Genomic DNA, 18,725 nt, shown 5'->3' on the forward strand with positions numbered 1-18,725 from the left:
GCTCGAAGTAGATTTTATCCCAAGACGACGATGGTCTTTTAAATAAGCATTAGCTTCTATAATTGCCATTTGACACACGGGTATAGATCCGTATAACAGATTTTGCGCTTTTTTATACCCTATATTGTCAAGTTAGGCACTTATATCTCGCATATAGATAACTTTTACCCTCACGACTGGAGAGCAAAATCTTGGGCATAGAATTACGCAGTTTCGTATTTCTCGACAGCCTGCAACCTCAACATGCAGCATATATGGGAACAGTAGCCCAAGGCTTCTTACCATTACCAGGAGATACATCACTGTGGATTGAAATATCTCCTGGTATCGAAATTAATAAAATTACGGATATCGCCCTGAAATCTGCCTCTGTCCGTCCGGGAGTACAGGTAGTGGAAAGACTATACGGACTACTAGAAGTTCATTCTAGCTCCCAAGGCGAAACCAGAGCTGCTGGTCAAGCTATTTTGGCGTTCCTGGGAGTCCGAAGAGAAGAATGTCTGAAACCGCGCGTTATTTCTAGTCAGATTATCCGCAACATCGATGCTTATCAAACCCAACTAATTAATCGCACGCGCCGAGGACAGCTACTACTAGCAGGTCAAACGCTGTATGTATTAGAAGTGGAGCCTGCTGCTTACGCCGCACTAGCTGCCAATGAAGCGGAAAAAGCAGCGAGGATTAACATTTTAGAAGTTCAAGCTGTAGGTAGTTTTGGACGGCTTTACTTAGGTGGACAAGAACAGGATATCCTAGCAGGAGCAGCGGGAGCATTAACGGCTATTGAAAGTGTCGCTGGTCGGGTAAATTCTCTGGGTGGGCGTCAGGAGTAAAGGAGAGAAAATGGCAAATCGAGAGCATCTAACTTTACTCAAAGCAGGTGCAGTTAAATGGATTGAATGGAGAAAGAAAAATCCCCAGATTGAACCAGACCTGAGCGCCGCGAATTTGCAAGGCGATAACCTCAGAGGTGCAAACCTCCAAGGGGTAAATTTGAGAAGAGTTGATTTGGGTAATGCTTTACTTGTGCGGGCAAACCTCAGTGGTGCTGACCTCAGTAGTGCCAACCTTTATAAAGCCTTCCTGAATGAAGCTAACCTGAGTGCGGCTAACTTCAGTGTTGCTAACTTGAGTGGTGCTATACTTACGCAGGCAGATTTGAGTCATGCCAATTTGATTGGAGCTGACTTAAGCGGGGTGGATCTTAGAGGTGCTGCGATCGCATCTGCTAATCTAATTGGCACTGACTTAAAAGGCGCTAACTTGAGAGATGCCGATTTAGGTGCAGCAAAGTTGATCAGGGCTAACCTCTCTTTTGCCAACCTGATTGAAGCTAACTTGATTGCGGCTGACCTTAGCGAGGCGAGTTTGTACGAAGCAGAGGTTTTAGGAGCTTATCTTTACAAAGCTGACCTATACAAAGCTAATCTGACCAAAGCTCACCTAAGTGGTGCATACTTGTTGCGGGCTAACCTAAGTCAAGCTGATTTGACTCAAGCTGACTTGAGTTGGACTAACCTTAGAGATGCGAATTTGGCAGGGGCGAATCTTAGAGGAACTAACCTTAGAGGAGCCGACATTCGAGGAGCTAACCTCAGCGGCGTAAATCTTCAAGAAACAATTATGCCTAATAATAGCGCGATCGCTTTCTAATTTTCTAGCCAATTGAGAACTGTTGTAGGTGCGTGGTTCTTGTTTTAGACATTCTTCCAAAAACACTATGACAAGATTGTTTCCACTTTGCCTTCCCCCCGCGTCCTGGTCGTTCCCAAAGCCCTTCCATACCAAGTTTCTGCCATTTATGCAAAACATCTCTGACTGTTTGCAGAGAAAATCGCAGCGCATCCTCCCTCAACCCCACACAAGGATTATTTGGTTACATTTAGCTTGCCTAATGCGTGAGCTATCTAGGATGGCATTGACACACAGCGATCGCCCGATGGTGTCGTCTACTCACGGATAAAACCCCTTCACTGTGGCCTCGTTGCTGGATAATGGTCTGTGGTATTGTCAAGAGCCATTTCATATACCGTAAGAATTAAGAAATTTTCAGGCTTCCATCCTTCCCTATAGCGATATCACAGTTTCAGTAGATTCGCCCTGCGCGTGACGAGGGCGAAGATGTAAAGTGATTTCCGTATCGAGTCGCTTGAGGAAAATGAGCAGTTTGCCCTCGCTGAATCTTTGAAACTCTCCTTTCATCAAACGAGATACTTCTGGCTGCGGAATGCCAAGAAGTTCGCTGATTTCACGCTGTTTCAGGTTGCGTTGTTTCAAAAGGCGGAGTACCTGAATCCCTATTTTGCCCCGTGTAAAAAGTTCATCCGCATTCTCCAAACCGAGGTCAGCGAATACGTTGCCACTGCTTTGTTCAAAAATCGGTTCCTGTGTCATTGTTGTTTCTCCCTGGCTATCGCATCCTTATAGCGTTGTTTAATGAGGTCAACATCAGCCTGTGGAGTTTTAATCCCCTGCTTTGATTTCTTTTGAAAAGCGTGCAGGACATAAATTCTCTCTGCAATCTTTACCGCATAGACTGCCCTGTAAGTATCGGTATCGTAGCGTTTGACAATTTCATACACGCCGCTTCCAACCCCTTTAAAAGGCTTGGCATCCATTGGTGTTTCCCCTGCTTGCACCAATTGCAGTGCATAGCCTACTGATGCACGTACCTCTTCTGGAAATGAACGGATATTTTTGAGAGAGTCTCCCATCCAAACCAGAGGTCGTAAAGGAATTTCTATAATATCCTCATCTTCATCCATTTTATATGAAATTTCCTATAAAACCAGTCAGACAATAGCATGAAATGTCCCCCGCACCACCAGAGAGCTAAATTTTATTTACAGTTTTTTCTTTCCCTTTTCCCCAAAACCTGACAAGTATTGCCCTGCCGCCTACTCCTTGCTCTTTAACTCCCCTTCTTCTCTTGCCGTTCTTTGAGTTTCAGCATAATTTGGGCGTGCATCTCGCGGGTAATTGGGTAAAAATACGTTAAAACTAAGCCAAAAATCAGACAAACTGTTGGTATGGGGCCAACGGCAACACGAATAGCAAACAGTGCTGATTCCGGTTGGATGGGTAGTGGACTTCCAGCTACAGATTCTTTGAAACCAGATGCTTGCAAAGCATTTCCCACCAAAAATAGTCCCAAAGCTAAACCAAATTTTTGCAGCAAAACCATGAAGCCATAAAAAATGCCTTCTCTGCGTTGTCCGGTTTGCAGTTCATCTAATTCAATCACATCTGGAATCATTGACCAGGGAATTAGATAAGCTGTGGAGACACCAATACCTGCCATCACAGCCATCACATACATCAAAACTATTTGACCAGGTTGTAAGAAAAATAGCCCGGCTGCTGCTATAATCCACAAACTCATTCCCAGAAAATAAACAACTTTTTTGCCGATTTTTTTACTCAACGCTCCCCAGACAAATAGCATTAACAGAGCAGTTCCTTGGACTGCAATCATGACTGTGGGCACATCTGATTCTTTGAGTCCCATACAATCAACTACAAAATAGGGAATAATGCTGGCTGTTACCTGTACGCCTAGCCAAGAACAAAGATATATACCAATAACAAATAAAAAAGGTCGGTTGCTAAAGACAATTTGTAGCTGTTCAAAGAAGGGGAGAGATGCAGGTTCCTCGGTTTGGCTGCGTTTAGCCTCAAAAGCCAAGATGCGATCGCGGACTCCAAAAACGCACCAATATAATCCTAAAATCGAAATTACCGTACAAATGGCTGCTAAAACGAGATATTGTTGTTGGCGATCGCTAATTTGAGAAAAAACAATTTGCGTTAAAATCAACGATAAAATGCTGCCACCAATGGAAAATGTAAACCGATAGCTGTTAAGGCTGGTACGTTCGTCGTAATCTTGAGTTAATTCTGGAGTCATTGCCGTATAAGGCAAATTCACAACTGTGTAAAACGCCTGAGATATCACCCCAATCGCTACGTAATACAAAAACAGCGGCCAAATATTATCACTCTGATTTGCACTAAATCGCGGTACAATCCACTGCAAGAAGAAGAAAACTCCAAAGGGAATAGCCCCATAAAACATCCAAGGAAGACGACGACCCCAACGACGAGATTTCGTTTTATCAGTCAGAAACCCGACAACCGGATCGTTTACCCCATCCCAAATTTTGCCAATCATCAAAATACTCCCAGCTAAACCCGCAGGGATACCAGCGACGTTGGTAAAGAAAACCAGCAGAAAAAAGACGGAGATATTTGCAGTAATTGCTGGGCCTAAATCCCCTGCACCGTAAGCCAGCTTTGTTTTAAGGTCAAGTTTTTCACTGAGAGGATTTCGTTGAACATCACCATCAGCAGCAGAATCATTCATAAAACTTTGCACTCATACTAAAATAAAAAATCTGCAATCGCCTTCAATACTAGCCATCTACCACTCCCGTTAGACTTATGCCAGACCTTTATGTTTCTTGGTCAGATTATCACCAAAAAATTGAACAACTGGCTATTCAGATTTATCAATCAGGTTGGGAATTCAACCAGATTATCTGTCTTGCCAGAGGAGGACTACGAGTTGGAGATATTCTCTCGCGTATATACCAGCAACCACTGGCAATTTTAGCAACCTCATCTTACAGTGGCCCTGGCAAGCAAGAAAGAAATAATCTAATTTTCTCCCGCCACTTGACAATGACTGCCGAAAAGTTGGGTTCGCGCATTCTCCTAGTGGATGACTTAGTAGATTCTGGGATCACACTCCAACAGACTATACCTTGGCTCAAGCAAAATATTGATTTTCCCATTGAGGAAATTCGCACTGCCGTTCTTTGGTATAAAGCTTGTTCAGTTATAGCACCCAATTATTATGTTGATTATCTGCCTGACAACCCCTGGATTCATCAACCCTTTGAACACTATGAAAATCTGAACCCCGCAGAACTTGCGGGTAAGGTAAATAAAGTTAGGAGTTAGGAATGATGAGTGAGGAGTTATTAATTCAAAACTCCTAACTTTTAACTCCTAATTCCCCAAACTTAGGACTCCACCACCCTTTTTGTGTACTGAAATAAGCCACATCTTTATGTTTGGTATCCTTACGGGATTGTGAATTAGAACATCGCAACATTGTCTTACTCTGCCCCTCTTTGATATAACTGTACTCCTCTAGAGGTTTCTTACATACTGGACAGGGATATGCCGTCACCTTCACGGGAGGCCTTTGTTGATTCTCAGCTTGGACTGTTTTAGTTTGTGGTGGCTGCCAAGTTTTGTTAAAGTCGCTCCAAAACAACACGACATTTTCACAGCCTTTTGTACATTTGAGGAAATATTTCTTTTTAACTTTAGTACTCGGAATTTTGGAAAGAAAATTTTTGCATTCAGGACATCGCGTCTTGGAAGTTTCATATTTGCGCTCAGTTATCACATTAGCTTTACCTTTTGGGGAACTCGCAACTACAGTTTTAGCTTTGGAAAGTGCTGGTACAAAGTAATTCTGATTCCAACTAGTTAAATAATGCTGCCAAGAATTCTTTCCTTCAGAAATGGCATCAAGGGCATCTTCCATTTTCGCTGTGAATTCCGCCTCTAGTAAATCCGGCAGTGCTTTGAGCAAAAAGGCATCAACTTCTAACCCTAACGCTGTCGGTTGCAGATGGTCTTTTTTCAACTCGACATAATTGCGTTTTTTTAAGGTAGCAACAGTAGGAGCATAAGTACTTGGGCGACCAATTCCTTTACGTTCCATTAGTTGCACTAATTTGGGTTCGCTATAACGCGGTGGTGGCTGAGTTTGCTTCTTTTCATGTCCAGCATTCTCCAGTTTCAATGCTTGTCCCTGTTGTAATGAAGGTAAAACACTATCTTTACTGAGATTGTTCCAGTAACGGGCATAACCGTAAAATTCAATTACTTGCCCTCTAGCTGACCACAGTAGAGAACCAGATTGAGTAATCACCAAAGTTTTACGCAATTGGGCAGCTTTACATTGAGAAGCAATTGACCGTTTCCAAATCATTACATACAGATTAAACTCATCATCAGGAAGTTCTAAGCGCAACTGAGCTGAGGGACGAAATACATCCGTGGGGCGAATCGCTTCATGTGCTTCTTGAGCCGATTTACTACTACGATGCTTGGCGAGTTGCTGCGGTACATTCTGCGGGTCGTTTTGCTCTAACCATTTACGGGCGCTGGCACAAAATTCTGGACTCAGCATTACTGAGTCTGTTCGCATATATGTGATCAGCCCTGCCTCATAGAGCTTTTGGGCAACAACCATAGTTTTGTCGGGAGCAAACCTCAGCTTTGAACCGGCTGCTTGCTGAAGGCTAGAAGTTGTAAACGGTGGCGGTGGCTGGCGGTTAACGATTTTTCCTTCAAAATGGATAACCTGATGAGGATGTCGCTGTGCTTCTTCAACTAAACGTGTTGCCTCTGCTTCCGAAAGAACGCGCTTAGACTCCGGTGTTTCTGGACTATTACCTACCTTCGCGTCATCATGAGTTTCAGTTTCTTGTTCTGCTGCATCTTTTGCAGAATCGACCGTACCTTTGTAAAAAGCCCGAAATCCTTCCGCATAATCTACCCAGACACTCCAGTAATCTTGGGGGACAAACGTCAGAATTTCGTTTTCTCGCTGACAAATCAGGTGCAATGTCGCGCTTTGGACTCTGCCAACACTCTTAGCACCGTTATTCAATGCCCAAACTAAAGGACTACCCTTGTAACCTACCAGCTTATCTAGACAATCTCGGCACAACCCAGCACCAATCAAGTTTTGGTCTAGCTTTCTGGGATTAGCGATCGCACTCTGTACCGCCGATGCTGTAATCTCAGTATAAATTACTCGTTTCGGTTCCCTTAAACCCAGCGTTTCTTTAAGATGCCAAGCGATCGTTTCGCCTTCCCGGTCTGGGTCAGTTGCTAAGACAACTTCATCAACCTGCCTCACCGCAGACTTGAGCTTCTGAATTGTTTCTTTCGCTCGTTGGTCACGCGGAACGTAATTGCACCGAACATTACTACCGTCCATGACGAAGCCCAAGGAATCGTCCCCTTCATTGCTGAGTTCTCGGATATGACCACAACTGGCTAGAACTTTCCAATCCGAACCCAGAATTTGACTGAGCTTTTTGACTTTTCCGGGAGACTCGACCACAAGCAGGCGTTTGATCATAGCAACTGCGTTCTTGATTCTGAGCAATAAACTGGCAATTGCAATGAGCGATCGCCTATCTTCGTCATCTGGATTTTCTAAAATACTGTACCAAAAAGTTTAGGAAATTACTCAACTCAGTTTAGAAGTAAATCATCCCAGCGCAATGACCACGCCATTAGATAGCGGCAATGAATTCATTAACTGTAAGTCCAGCAGTACGGATGAGACTACGTAATGTTCCTTTTGCCACCTCACGATGATCTGGCACAGATAAGGTTACTGTTTCGCCTTTCTTAACCAGGATAATGTGACTAGCACTTTGACGTGCAAACTCCCAATCGAACGATTCAAACACACGAACAACTTCACGTCCACTTAGAACCGGAAGAGCAGATGCCATGATTAAGCTGTAACCTCTACTTGATGAGTTTCCACAGTGAGCGGTAAACCAAGTTCGGCACGAACTTGAAGACAAGCTGCGATCGCGTCCTTGATATTTTCGAGGGCTTCTTCTCTTGACTGACCTTGACTAACACAACCAGGTATACTGGGGCACTCGACAATCCAAACCCCATCTTCATCACGATCAAGTATTACATTGAACTTCATACACTGTTTTTAGCAAAATAGTTGTAGTTATTTATTATTGTAACCTGCAAACATTTAACCGAAAAAGTAGCCGAGCGATCGCGTTACGTATATAGTCAAATCTGTACTTAACACATCTCAAATTGCTATCAGTATTTCAGTTTATCGAGTCTTTAATTAAAAAGAAAACGGAAGGAATTGAAATTATCAAAGACTTTATGAAGGTATGCCTTTCCTATTTGGATTAGTAAACCATTTTTTTATTTCACCACAGAAACTCCAGACATCATCATCTGAGGGTTTGAGATAATCTTGCGATTCTGGATCTTCTCCCATTTTCTCAAAGATTTTAATCAACCAATTGGGCCCGTGTCCAGGCACAGCAAGTTGAAGAAGCCAAGACTCCAACTCCCCCTTCCGCACAACAAACAAACCATACTCTGCAAGTTTGTCAAATAAGTTATTTGCTGCTTCTCTGTCACTACCAGAGAGAATATCTACACCACTATCCCGCTTCATATTTTTTCCGGTAGTATCAAATTTTTGGTTGACAGCATTTCGTAAATTAGCAAGTGACTGATATTCAGGGTAAAAAACCCAGCTTCTTTATCAAAACCGGGTTTTTAACTAATTATTAATTTACTTCTGACTAGTACAACAGGGCAATAAAGGCTTATTTATAACTTCTTTTCTGTCTACTGAACTCAATAAATCTTCCCAATATTTTTGAACTTCAGGATCGTTAGGACGCTGGCGGCGTAAATTAGCTAAAGTTCTCAAAGCATCTTCCCAAAATCCTGCTGTGGCGAATAAAACTGCCCGATCTAAGTCTGTGTTTGGTTGGTTTAGCTGAAGAGATAGGTTTTCATCTTGCGATCGCACAATTGTACCTTCTACATAAGAGTCTTTATCGCGGTTATTAGAATCGCAAATCATCGAAAAAGTCCAATTATATTCTTTGCCGATTTGTAGAGATGGCTGATTAACAGGTACATTTACACTAACAATCCCATTCTGACCAACAGGTTTGAAAGTTCCCTTATATAATGGGTCAATGCTATCACCATCCCGCAAAACAAATTCTAGTGCTTGCACTGTTGTCGAGGTTTGAGGAATATAGAAAAAGAATGTGGGACGCTCTGCTGTAGTTCGTTGAGCTTCCTTATCTGTTGGCGTCAAGGGAATAATATATTGTCCAGTTTGAAAGCAACTTCCCCGTGTTCCTGCTGACCTTACCCTACCAGGTCTACCTGGCACAAAGGCGATACGATTTCTACTGCTACCGCGTTGAATGTAACTTGTAACATTTCTAATTGCAGCAGTAGCATATCTATCTCCAGGACGTAGCCGCTCTGCTTGCTGAAAATTCAATAAAGCTTTTCTATAGTTTCTGCGTTTGGTTTCATTATAGCCAGCCAGCATATATTGGGTGTAAGCAGATTTTGCTTGTGCGAGTTGGTAAACTGATGTTGCCAAAACCTGAGTAATGCTTACAGGCTCAAAGGGCAGAAATGCTAAAGCAGCAAGCAGATAGCTTGCCCAAAATCTATGTTTCATAATTGTTTATGTTTACTTGTAGTACATTATTTCGATATATATAATACAATAGCCTAAGCTTTACAGTGACAAGACTTTATGTGTGCTACTTTCTGGGAAGGCTGAGGTAGTCTTGTAATTTTTTACAACAAAATTCCCAACTTTTTTCAGAAGTTGGGAATCTTAACCTTTGGATTTTCAGTAGTCTAAACGCCAATTAATAGACATCTAGTGAAATTAAAGATGCGCTATCCAGAACCTTTGTAAAGACGTAACACTGCTACATCTCTACATTTTTTTACTCATATTTTTAATGAGGTACAGCCAATTGTTCATCGGCTACCTGAACATGATCGGTAACAATTTTGCGGAATACATCACCTTCAATTGTTTCCTGTTCTGCTAGCAAATCTACTAAACGCTCCAAAACTACGCGGTTTTCTTCCAAAAGTTCCTTGGCCTTAATGTAGGAATTGCTAACAATTTCGCGCACTTGTGAATCAATTTTGGCAGCAATTTCTTCAGAATAGTCTGATTTATTCATCCAGTCGCGTCCTAAAAATACCTCTCCACTTTGATTTTCTAGTGACAATGGACCTAATTCTGACATCCCAAAGCGTGTCACCATCTGCCGCGCCATGCCTGTCACGTGTTGCAAGTCATTGCTTGCACCTGTGGTAACTTCTGGCTTCCCAAAAACAATTTCTTCGGCGGCGCGACCACCTAAAGTAGCAGTAATCCGGGATTTGAGTTGGGAACGGGAAATTAACCCCTGTTCTTCGTTGGGAGTAAACCAAGTTAATCCCAATGCTTGTCCCCGTGGAATTAATGTCACTTTCTGCACAGGATCGTGGTCTTTGAGCAATGTGCCTACTAAAGCGTGTCCAACCTCATGATAGGCAATTAAGCGCTTGCTCTTGCTGTCTACTAAGGCGGTACCTTCCATACCTGCAACAACTCGGTCTACAGCAGCATCAATTTCTAAAAGAGTGACGGCTTCTTTGCGTCTTCTAGCGGTGAGAATGGCGGCTTCGTTGAGTAAGTTAGCTAAATCTGCGCCGGTAAAACCAGGAGTGCGGCGAGCGATCGCTTCTAATGATACGCTAGGATCGATTTTCTTATTCCGCGCGTGGACTTTCAAAATTTCCAGTCGCCCTTTGAGATCGGGTGGGTCGACCATCACTTGTCTGTCAAAGCGTCCCGGTCTGAGTAATGCTGTATCTAAAACATCTGGGCGGTTTGTGGCAGCAATAATAATGATGCCTGTGTTACCTTCAAAACCATCCATTTCGGTGAGCAGTTGGTTCAAGGTTTGTTCGCGCTCGTCGTTACCACCACCGATTCCAGCCCCCCGTTGTCTTCCTACTGCGTCAATTTCATCGATAAATATTAGACATGGGGCATTGTCTTTGGCTTTCTTGAAGAGGTCGCGCACGCGAGATGCACCCACACCTACGAACATTTCTACAAATTCGGAACCGGAAATACTGAAGAATGGTACACCGGCTTCACCTGCGATCGCTTTTGCTAGTAAAGTTTTACCAGTACCGGGAGGGCCAATTAACAGCACTCCTTTGGGAATCCGTGCGCCTACAGCCGTAAATCTTTCCGGCTGTTTCAGGAAAGTCACAACTTCTTCGAGTTCTTCTTTCGCTTCTTCAACCCCGGCGACATCTTCAAATTTCACTCCAGTTTTTGCCTCCATTTGGAAGCGAGCTTTGGATTTACCGAAATTCATCGCTTGGCTAGAAGCATTAGTAGAGCGTCGGAGGAACAATAGCATTAAAGCTACCAGTGGCAAAATCCACATCAAATTTATCAACAGCCCAACAGCAGCTCGACTGTTGGCAGAGGAAACTTCGCCAAAATCAACATTCTTGTCTTTGAGAATGTTGATTAACTCAGTGTTTTGTGCCAAAAGTCTCACCTGTTGCGGTGGTGTATTATCTTTTTGCCCCTTGAGATAAACCTTTGCTAGCTGTTCGGTTTCGTCTAACTCTATTTTCTCAACTTCTCCCGCCTTAACTTTCTTGATCAAGTCACCATAATTTAAAGAAGCGGTTTCTGCCTTTTGTGCCATCACAGGAGTAGTTCCGAAAATTCCTGGCAACATAATCAAACTAGCAGCAATTGCACCAACCCAAGCAACGCGCTTTGAGGACTGCCTTTTTATCAATGCTTTTTTTCCCGAATTTGTCATAATAATTACCCTTTGTCTGCTGGCACAAGTTAAGCGCTGGTTTTATGCCTATTCTTCTATCAAAAATTGTAATAACTGGAAATTACACTTTTCTTATCTAGTCTAACTTCCACATAAAAGCATTCCCAAGTTTCTTCAGGCTATTACATAAAGTTGAGCGATCGTTATCTAGATTTATGTAGTTGTTAAGACTAGACATTGGGCACAAAAGGCAGAGGTGCAAAGGGGACTTACTGCTCCCCTGCTTCCCCAATCTCCAGTAGATATTAATTTGACACATTCCGGCACAAATCGCTAAGATAAACATAGTCATAACGATTCCGCTTTTTAAGAAATCTGACGATAGTAGCTAGTTAATAGTTTGTAGGTTAATTATGGTGAAAATTATTGGCATTGGTGGTAGTTTAAGACCTAACTCTTATACCCAGCTTGCTTTAGAAGTAGCAGCACAAAGAGTTGAAGCTGTAGGCGCAGAAGTAGAAATTCTCGATTTACGACAGTTGCAGCTACCATTTTGCACTGGCGCAAAGGAGTATCCAGAGTATCCAGATGTTCAGCGGTTGCAAAATACAGTTAGTCAGGCTGATGGGTTAATTTTAGCGACACCTGAGTATCATGGTGGCGTTAGTGGTGTCCTGAAAAATGCCTTAGATTTGATGAGTTTTGACCAACTGTCTGATAAAGTGACGGGATTGATTAGTGTCTTGGGTGGTCAGTCTAATAGCAACGCTCTAAATGACCTACGGTTAATAATCCGTTGGGTTCACGGTTGGGTGATTCCCGAACAAATTGCGATCGGACAAGCTTGGGGTGCTTTCAGTCCTGAAGGCAAACTAGTAGATGAGAAACTCTCTCAAAGATTCGATCAATTTGCTCAGAGTTTAGTTGATAACACTCGCAAGCTGCGGGGTGTGAATTAATTGTAGGGTGGGTCTAGCTTTGCCCACCCTCGTAAACTCAAAACTTAATGATGATGGTGGTGATGATGGCGATCGCCAGCTAGTTGGGGATTAACTGCTAAAGGTTGCTCTGACAACAACTCTGCAATATGAGCATCAGCCCATTGCGCCGCCATAGCCAAAAATTCTGGGCGATCGTTGACGCAAGCCATTTGTACGTAGTTCGTACCAGGATGCTGTTTCTCTAAAGCGTGGATGATATGGTGTACATCCAATAAAGTTTCGTGGTTTTCTGTGGCAAAGCCAATCGGCATAAAAATTACCACTTTTGCACCCAGTTGAATCAGGTTATTTGCCGCTTGCTCGGCGTTTGGCTGTGTCCAATCAATTAAGGGCGTGTCATGATTGAGCCAACCTACCGAGATTAGCGGATAGCGGTTAATCAACTTATCCCGAACCAAGTCGTACATTGCTTCACTTTCGGCAATCCCAGAAGTAAAGCCTTTAGCTTTGTGGGGACAGCCGTGGTTCATTAGCACAATGCCGATTTGAGAAGGTAGATAAGCTCCGGCTAACTCAGCAATTTTTTCTTCAACCAGATGAGCCATTAAATCGATGTAAGCTGGTTCGTTGAAGAAAGAAGGAATGTAGCGCTGTGCTTTAACCCAGTGTTCCTCACCATCAGTCAACTCAACGAGAGCATTGTTAACTTGCTCGATCGCAATCCCACTAGTAAAGATAGAATCAACAACCAGCAGTGGGTAAATTAGCAGCTTCTCGAAGCCTTGGTTTTTGATTTCTGCCAAAACTTGATTGGGTAGGAAAGGCGCACAGAAGTTAAAAGCCTTAAAAACTTGAACCTTATCGCCCCATTTTTCTTGTAAATTCTTCTCGATCCCAGCCCGTTGCTGTTCAAAGATGGCATTGTGTGGGGAGATAAAATCGTGGTGTGTGTGTCCCCACTCATGGCGGTCAAATAGCGCCAAAAGTTTTGCCAGAGGCGGATAAATCCAGGTTGGTACTGGTGCGAATTTTGCTGTCAGTAGATTTAAAGCCTGTTCGTTATAGTTGGCGAAATCTTCGTAGCTTTCGACTTCGCCGTAGCCCATAAGCAGTACGGCTACACGGTCTTTACCTGATAGATGCTCGTGGGTGTGTTGTACTTTTTCCGGCGTGGCAACCACAATTAATTCCTCAATATAACCAGAGTGCAGAGAAATATAACCTTAGGGAATAGTTTGCACATTTTCCCTACTTGTAACTTATTATCCCATCCAGGGGGATAGGATAGGTGAGAAAATCAAAATAATACATCAAAAGTAAGATTTTTGTGCGGCATTGGGTATGGGAAATTGAATCAAAGTACACTTTTGACCTCTCTCTTAAAAGAAAAGAGGCTTTGAATTTTTCCCCCTTCCCGCCACGAGTTGGGGGTTAGGGGGTTAGGTCTGCGTACCTTATTCAATTAAAAATGTCTATATCCTAGAATAACGAAAGCGTTTAAGATGCTGAAAAGCTGCATTCTCCCTGAAACTTATTTGGTGAAACTCTGTCTCAAATATGTCGATCAAGATTTAAGTCTTCAACAATTCCCAACATCAAGTTGAGGGTGTCAAAATATTCTCTTAAAGGCGCAAAATTTAACACACTTTTATATAAACTAGGGTCAAATATATTATTTTCTACCGCTTCTTCAATGGCTATATATATCATGTCATCAACAAAAGAAATATAAATATTTCTATTGGTTTTCTTGCGAAAGTTAACTATTTTATCCATTAAACTAGTAGATAAGACATAGCGTGCTTCTATTTGGTCATCACCATAAACAGTAAAAAATTTAGCAAATTCTGGATCTTCTAATTTAATTAGCTGTTTCTTAGCATGATTAAGAGCATGAATATTCGCGTTGATAACTTTTGGTTGAACAATTGTAACAGTTCGCAAAATTTTGTGAAACTTAGCTTTAAAAAACAATCCTTTAAATATTATACTCGCACGTGTAAATTGATTTCTAAAAACTTCACCTTCAAATTTTTTATATTCAATATTTTTACCTGACAAAATACTGCCAAATATATATGGAACTGTTTTTAATAATCTAACACATAAAAAAAATATATAAGATATCAATGGTGGAATAATAGTAAGGTTATATAACAAATACCAATTTGAATAAATTCTGTCTTTTTGCAACCTTCTAATTGATGGAATATCTAGAGGATTTATTCGAGAATGTTTCAATTCTGATTCTGCGCGAATATTAGAAAAGTGGATATTAACACCATGAATTCTGCCATAAATATAATCATCTTGTATAATACTATTTGATTTTATGATTCCTTGAAACAATTGGCTGTGATTAAAGCTATCTGTAATATTTTTGATATCTCTGACTGAAGAATGATATATATACTTTAATCTTCGTTTTTCATCTACAAAAGTAAATATTTTTTCAGGCATTTTTAATTTATATGGAATAGAAAATGTTTCAAATGCTGCGCTATAAAAAGTTATCCAAATCGAAAAAATAAATAAAAAAGCTAATAAATAGCTAAAAAAGAAAAAGATAAATAGAAATGTTATTACTATTATTGTTTTAGAGTTAATTTTAAAAAACAAACTATTTTCATTAGAAACTTTAAGAAGATAAGATATAACTGGAAACAACCTAACTAAGACAATTGCAATAAATAAAAAAACTAAATGAGCAGTAAAAACAGATAATAAAACTTGTTTTCTACGAGATTCAAAAACTTTTAATTCGCTCAATAAACTGTTTTGACAAAATACTTTGAATTCTTTTAATGTTTTTGGTGTAAATTTTTCAATAGTTGATTCGGTTTCTTCTGCCAATGTTTCGCTTGGTAATTGTAGCTTAACTTCTGATTCATTGGGGTTTGGTGCAGTCGCAGACACATTAATATCATCTGTAAATAGCTCTGTAAATAAAAGTTGCCTTGCCCATTTTCTCGTTGCTTCGTCTTCATTAATTAGGAGTTGCTGGCAAAGAGTGATCGCTTGATTAATTTGTCCATTCTCGTAATATGCTTTTATCAGCCATTTGTGTGCTTGCAAATATTGTTTTGTAGCTGGAGAAGCAGCTTTACAAAAAATTTTAAATGCTCGAATTGCTTCTTTATAGCGTTTTTTGGTCAAGGCTTCATATCCAGTATTTATAAGTTCAGTCTCTTGTGCAGGAGTGAGTGAATCTTTAGTTGAATTTAGTGATGATTTTGACTCTGTAACTTTAGCTTCTGGAAGAATTTCGGCAAGATAGTACTGTGCTAATATCTGAGTAGTTTTATGTTTACTGTTACTCAATTCTTTGCATAAATTAATTGCTTTATCAAAGCGTCCATTATAAAGGTATGCGTCTAAAAGCAATACTCGTGCATACAAATATTCTTTTGTATTGGTTTCTGGATTATTTTGGAAAAACTTTTCCAATGTCTGAAGCGCTAAATTGTAATTTTGATATTGTAATAACTTAGCTATTCCATTTAATAATTCTTGATTTGGTGCAGAATTAGATTTTGGCATATTTAAACTTACTTATGGTTTATTTCAATATTTACATTGTTTCTTGCTTGTGGATTAGCTTTAAACTGCAATTTTGATTCATATTTCATTAATAAAGCCATAATATTTGTTGGAAACATTTCTACAGCGTTATTATATTCAGTCACGGCAGAGTTATAAAATCTTCTAGCGGCAGAAAGTTGTTCTTCTACTTCACTTAATGAATATTGTAATTGGATAAAATGGTCGTTTGTTTTTAATTCGGGATAGGCTTCAAATATTACTATAATTTGGCTTAACATTCTCGAAATTTGGTCTTCTACAACAACTCGGCTATTGTCACTTAAATTTTTTGAAGTTACTGTACTTCTGAGCCTGCTAATTTCTATCAATGTTTTTTGCTCAAATTGCATATATATTTGAGCTAAGGTAACAAGTCTAGGTATCAAATCGCTTCTTTTTTGCAGAATCACATTAATCGTAGAAAATGCATTATTAACTTGATTCTTTTTTTTAATTAAACTATTATATGAAATAATACAAACTATTCCTAAAATTATAAAATTAATTAAAAAACAAATAAACATTTAATTTAGGAGATTAATCTAATATTATTTATAATCAAAAATAAGAAGCTTTTAGAATAGTATTATTTCGGAAAAATATGTGAAAAAGCTATAATTTACTCAGTAAAAACAAGGTAATATATATCAAAAACACTTGATTTGTGAAAAAGCTCTTTACATCGGAAGAGTCAAAAAATCAAAGGTAGTGTAAAAGATGAGTATAATTATTTGCCCTGGAATTCATGAGCCAGAGTTAACTGAAAGCTTTAGAGTCGAATTGTTAGATTTAGTTTCTCATAGCGCGATACCTGCGGTGAGCTACGCTAACACACCTAACCCCATAAATATACTCGTTTATCCGGGTAAAGATGTTTTGGTTTTATCACCATTGCACATTTTGCGGTTTTTGCGCGATTGCTTGACCGACTCTTTAGAATCACCAATTATATTCATAAGCTTTAGTGCTGGCGTAGTTGGGGCAATAGGGGCAGCACATTTGTGGCAACTCTTGGGTGGTCGTGTGAAAGCGTTTATTGCTATAGATGGATGGGGAGTACCACTACAGGGAAATTTTCCGATTCATCGGATAAGTCATGATTATTTCACTCATTGGAGTTCATGTTTACTTGGTAGCGGGCAAAATAACTTTTATGCAGAGCCAGCAGTCGATCATTTGTCCATTTGGAAATCTCCCCAAACTGTACAAGGCTGCTGGGTAGATTCATCCATCGAGATTATTCCACCCAAAGGTCGTCTGACAGCAAGTGAATTTTTGCTTATGCTGTTAAAGCACTATGAAGCAAATTAATCCGGACAATGGAGTAAGTAAACAGGAGTTAAGAGTGAGGAGTTAGGAGTTAGGAGTTAGGAGTTAAGAGTTAGGAGTGAGGAGTTAGCGTTTATTCTAGCCTCTGCCCCATGCCCAATGCCCAATGCCCAATGCCCAATGCCCAATGCCCCATCTACCCAAAGTATCTAATGTTTCCAACTGAACCAGCTGCTGTTAATAACGGGTTTAGCGCACTGCTAAAAAACCGTGGTTTTATGCTCCTGTGGATTGGGCAACTGCTGTCCCAATTAGCAGATAAGGTCTTCTTCGTTTTGCTGATTGCTCTGCTGGAGAACTACCCACCGCTTCCTGGGTTGGCACAAAACTCAATGTACTCAACCTTGATGCTGTCCTTTACAATCCCAGCAATTTTGTTCGGCTCTGCTGGTGGCATCTTTGTTGACCGTTTGCCAAAAAAGCTGATTATGGTCGGCTCAGATGTCGTGCGGGGAATATTAACGCTGTGTCTTCCCTTGTTACCACGACAATTCCTAATTTTGTTAATCCTGACTTTTGCCATTTCCACGGTGACGCAGTTTTTTGCACCAGCCGAGCAAGCAGCAATTCCCTTGTTAGTGAAGCGAGAAAATTTGTTGGCAGCTAATGCACTATTTAGCAGCACGATGATGGGAGCTTTAATTGTTGGTTTTGCCATTGGAGAGCCGATTTTGAGTTTGGCGAAAAGCTGGATGGGAGAAGAATACGGTCAAGAGCTTGTAGTTGGTGGATTATACATATTATCGGCTGCAATTATGCAGCCAATTAAGTTTAAAGAAGACAAACCTCACCGGGAACATCGGGCATCAAATCACCTTTGGGCAGAATTCACAGAGAGCCTGCGCTATCTTAAGAAAAACCCTTTGATCTTGAATGCTATGCTGCAACTGACAACCTTATATTGTGTGTTTGCAGCCTTAACAGTGCTGACGATTCGATTAGCCGAGGAGTTTGGTCTAAAAGAAAAACAGTTTGGCTTTTTCTTGGCAGCAGCAGGAGTAGGTATGGTCTTTGGTGCGGCAATTTTAGGTCACTGGGGTGATAAATTGCATCGTAAGCCTCTACCTTTAATTGGATTTTTGATGATGGCACTAGTTTTAGGAGTGTTCACTTTTACGCACAACTTGTTGCTGGCGCTAGGACTTTGTGCATTTTTGGGTATAGGTGCTGCCTTCATTGGTGTCCCCATGCAAACTTTAATTCAACAGCAAACACCACCGACCATGCACGGTAAAGTATTTGGCTTTCAAAATCATGCCGTCAACATCGCTCTGGCATTACCTCTGGCGATTACTGGGCCATTAACTGATGCTCTGGGCTTGCGATTTGTACTAGTAGGAATCAGTATTGTTGTCGTGGTTGTCGGTGTTTGGGCTTGGAAAAATACCCGCAATGTCTTGCAAGACGTAATTTAATTAATGTAGGCTAATAATCTAGC

General features: G+C 40.8%; 18 protein-coding genes. 6 read left to right on the forward strand and 12 right to left on the reverse strand.

Translation table 11 applies throughout. The features are described from left to right. The first annotated feature begins 191 nt into the window (after positions 1 to 191). On the forward strand, positions 192 to 833 hold the full coding sequence (locus tag NSTC731_RS24660; protein WP_445627222.1) for a hypothetical protein: 642 nt from the start codon (positions 192 to 194) through the stop codon (positions 831 to 833). A gap of 10 nt (positions 834 to 843) precedes the next feature. Continuing rightward, positions 844 to 1,653 (forward strand): pentapeptide repeat-containing protein, encoded by an 810-nt coding sequence (locus tag NSTC731_RS24665; protein ID WP_445627223.1) that lies wholly within the window; start codon positions 844 to 846, stop codon positions 1,651 to 1,653. 414 nt (positions 1,654 to 2,067) lie between these two features. On the opposite strand, the gene NSTC731_RS24670 is transcribed toward NSTC731_RS24665, so the two are convergent. From NSTC731_RS24670 to NSTC731_RS24680, 3 genes are all read right to left on the reverse strand, one after another. Next, the gene (locus NSTC731_RS24670; RefSeq protein WP_445627224.1) at positions 2,068 to 2,394 is read right to left on the reverse strand and encodes a helix-turn-helix domain-containing protein; all 327 of its coding nucleotides are present in this window, start codon (positions 2,392 to 2,394) and stop codon (positions 2,068 to 2,070) included. Further along, on the reverse strand, positions 2,391 to 2,765 hold the full coding sequence (locus NSTC731_RS24675) for a type II toxin-antitoxin system RelE/ParE family toxin (protein WP_445627225.1): 375 nt from the start codon (positions 2,763 to 2,765) through the stop codon (positions 2,391 to 2,393). The genes NSTC731_RS24670 and NSTC731_RS24675 overlap by 4 nt, the downstream gene beginning before the upstream one ends. A 146-nt stretch (positions 2,766 to 2,911) precedes the next feature. After that, a complete protein-coding gene (locus NSTC731_RS24680; protein ID WP_445627226.1) occupies positions 2,912 to 4,363 on the reverse strand; it encodes an MFS transporter in 1,452 nt (483 codons plus the stop codon). A gap of 77 nt (positions 4,364 to 4,440) precedes the next feature. Between NSTC731_RS24680 and NSTC731_RS24685 the strand changes: the two genes are divergently transcribed. After that, complete coding sequence (locus tag NSTC731_RS24685) at positions 4,441 to 4,962, forward strand: phosphoribosyltransferase (RefSeq protein WP_445627227.1); 522 nt, start codon at positions 4,441 to 4,443, stop codon at positions 4,960 to 4,962. 34 nt (positions 4,963 to 4,996) lie between these two features. On the opposite strand, the gene topA is transcribed toward NSTC731_RS24685, so the two are convergent. The 6 genes from topA to ftsH all read right to left on the reverse strand — a co-directional run bounded on the left by topA (position 4,997) and on the right by ftsH (position 11,474). Continuing rightward, entirely contained in the window at positions 4,997 to 7,168 is a 2,172-nt protein-coding gene (gene topA, locus NSTC731_RS24690; protein ID WP_445627228.1) for a type I DNA topoisomerase, read from the reverse strand. A 157-nt stretch (positions 7,169 to 7,325) separates the two neighbouring features. Next, positions 7,326 to 7,550 (reverse strand): type II toxin-antitoxin system HicA family toxin, encoded by a 225-nt coding sequence (locus tag NSTC731_RS24695; protein ID WP_292857027.1) that lies wholly within the window; start codon positions 7,548 to 7,550, stop codon positions 7,326 to 7,328. Positions 7,551 to 7,552: 2 nt separating this feature from the next. Next, a complete protein-coding gene (locus tag NSTC731_RS24700) occupies positions 7,553 to 7,759 on the reverse strand; it encodes a type II toxin-antitoxin system HicB family antitoxin (RefSeq protein WP_292857025.1) in 207 nt (68 codons plus the stop codon). A 195-nt stretch (positions 7,760 to 7,954) separates the two neighbouring features. Beyond that, a complete protein-coding gene (locus NSTC731_RS24705; RefSeq protein ID WP_445627229.1) occupies positions 7,955 to 8,257 on the reverse strand; it encodes a hypothetical protein in 303 nt (100 codons plus the stop codon). Between the two features lie 120 nt (positions 8,258 to 8,377). Then, positions 8,378 to 9,295 (reverse strand): DUF928 domain-containing protein, encoded by a 918-nt coding sequence (locus NSTC731_RS24710; RefSeq protein WP_445627230.1) that lies wholly within the window; start codon positions 9,293 to 9,295, stop codon positions 8,378 to 8,380. A gap of 289 nt (positions 9,296 to 9,584) precedes the next feature. Continuing rightward, positions 9,585 to 11,474, reverse strand: coding sequence for an ATP-dependent zinc metalloprotease FtsH (gene ftsH, locus NSTC731_RS24715; RefSeq protein ID WP_445627231.1), 1,890 nt, complete (start codon positions 11,472 to 11,474; stop codon positions 9,585 to 9,587). A gap of 374 nt (positions 11,475 to 11,848) precedes the next feature. Between ftsH and NSTC731_RS24720 the strand changes: the two genes are divergently transcribed. After that, on the forward strand, positions 11,849 to 12,394 hold the full coding sequence (locus NSTC731_RS24720) for an NADPH-dependent FMN reductase (protein WP_322691571.1): 546 nt from the start codon (positions 11,849 to 11,851) through the stop codon (positions 12,392 to 12,394). A 44-nt stretch (positions 12,395 to 12,438) separates the two neighbouring features. On the opposite strand, the gene NSTC731_RS24725 is transcribed toward NSTC731_RS24720, so the two are convergent. From NSTC731_RS24725 to NSTC731_RS24735, 3 genes are all read right to left on the reverse strand, one after another. After that, positions 12,439 to 13,557: a ferrochelatase gene (locus tag NSTC731_RS24725; protein ID WP_445627232.1), complete on the reverse strand. Its 1,119-nt coding sequence runs from the start codon at positions 13,555 to 13,557 to the stop codon at positions 12,439 to 12,441. Between the two features lie 370 nt (positions 13,558 to 13,927). Continuing rightward, the gene (locus tag NSTC731_RS24730) at positions 13,928 to 15,916 is read right to left on the reverse strand and encodes a DUF3137 domain-containing protein (protein WP_445627233.1); all 1,989 of its coding nucleotides are present in this window, start codon (positions 15,914 to 15,916) and stop codon (positions 13,928 to 13,930) included. A gap of 8 nt (positions 15,917 to 15,924) precedes the next feature. Next, positions 15,925 to 16,482 carry a LemA family protein gene (locus NSTC731_RS24735; RefSeq protein ID WP_445627234.1) on the reverse strand — a complete coding sequence of 186 codons (558 nt, stop codon included), beginning with the start codon at positions 16,480 to 16,482 and terminating at the stop codon, positions 15,925 to 15,927. Positions 16,483 to 16,675: 193 nt separating this feature from the next. Between NSTC731_RS24735 and NSTC731_RS24740 the strand changes: the two genes are divergently transcribed. Beyond that, positions 16,676 to 17,269, forward strand: a complete 594-nt coding sequence (locus NSTC731_RS24740; RefSeq protein WP_445627235.1) for a hypothetical protein — start codon at positions 16,676 to 16,678, stop codon at positions 17,267 to 17,269. A 170-nt stretch (positions 17,270 to 17,439) separates the two neighbouring features. Next, complete coding sequence (locus NSTC731_RS24745; protein ID WP_445627236.1) at positions 17,440 to 18,702, forward strand: MFS transporter; 1,263 nt, start codon at positions 17,440 to 17,442, stop codon at positions 18,700 to 18,702. Positions 18,703 to 18,725 lie beyond the last annotated feature (23 nt).

Source organism: Nostoc sp. DSM 114167, assembly GCF_052692655.1.

What these genes read in the sequence shown, in the direction of transcription:
- NSTC731_RS24665 (WP_445627223.1), top strand. Translation starts at nt 844, where the DNA reads ATGGCAAATCGAGAGCATCTAACTTTACTCAAAGCAGGTGCAGTTAAA.
- NSTC731_RS24670 (WP_445627224.1), bottom strand. Translation starts at nt 2,394, where the DNA reads ATGACACAGGAACCGATTTTTGAACAAAGCAGTGGCAACGTATTCGCT.
- NSTC731_RS24675 (WP_445627225.1), bottom strand. Translation starts at nt 2,765, where the DNA reads ATGGATGAAGATGAGGATATTATAGAAATTCCTTTACGACCTCTGGTT.
- NSTC731_RS24680 (WP_445627226.1), bottom strand. Translation starts at nt 4,363, where the DNA reads ATGAATGATTCTGCTGCTGATGGTGATGTTCAACGAAATCCTCTCAGT.
- NSTC731_RS24685 (WP_445627227.1), top strand. Translation starts at nt 4,441, where the DNA reads ATGCCAGACCTTTATGTTTCTTGGTCAGATTATCACCAAAAAATTGAA.
- topA (WP_445627228.1), bottom strand. Translation starts at nt 7,168, where the DNA reads ATGATCAAACGCCTGCTTGTGGTCGAGTCTCCCGGAAAAGTCAAAAAG.
- NSTC731_RS24695 (WP_292857027.1), bottom strand. Translation starts at nt 7,550, where the DNA reads ATGGCATCTGCTCTTCCGGTTCTAAGTGGACGTGAAGTTGTTCGTGTG.
- NSTC731_RS24700 (WP_292857025.1), bottom strand. Translation starts at nt 7,759, where the DNA reads ATGAAGTTCAATGTAATACTTGATCGTGATGAAGATGGGGTTTGGATT.
- NSTC731_RS24705 (WP_445627229.1), bottom strand. Translation starts at nt 8,257, where the DNA reads ATGAAGCGGGATAGTGGTGTAGATATTCTCTCTGGTAGTGACAGAGAA.
- NSTC731_RS24710 (WP_445627230.1), bottom strand. Translation starts at nt 9,295, where the DNA reads ATGAAACATAGATTTTGGGCAAGCTATCTGCTTGCTGCTTTAGCATTT.
- ftsH (WP_445627231.1), bottom strand. Translation starts at nt 11,474, where the DNA reads ATGACAAATTCGGGAAAAAAAGCATTGATAAAAAGGCAGTCCTCAAAG.
- NSTC731_RS24720 (WP_322691571.1), top strand. Translation starts at nt 11,849, where the DNA reads ATGGTGAAAATTATTGGCATTGGTGGTAGTTTAAGACCTAACTCTTAT.
- NSTC731_RS24730 (WP_445627233.1), bottom strand. Translation starts at nt 15,916, where the DNA reads ATGCCAAAATCTAATTCTGCACCAAATCAAGAATTATTAAATGGAATA.
- NSTC731_RS24735 (WP_445627234.1), bottom strand. Translation starts at nt 16,482, where the DNA reads ATGTTTATTTGTTTTTTAATTAATTTTATAATTTTAGGAATAGTTTGT.
- NSTC731_RS24740 (WP_445627235.1), top strand. Translation starts at nt 16,676, where the DNA reads ATGAGTATAATTATTTGCCCTGGAATTCATGAGCCAGAGTTAACTGAA.
- NSTC731_RS24745 (WP_445627236.1), top strand. Translation starts at nt 17,440, where the DNA reads ATGTTTCCAACTGAACCAGCTGCTGTTAATAACGGGTTTAGCGCACTG.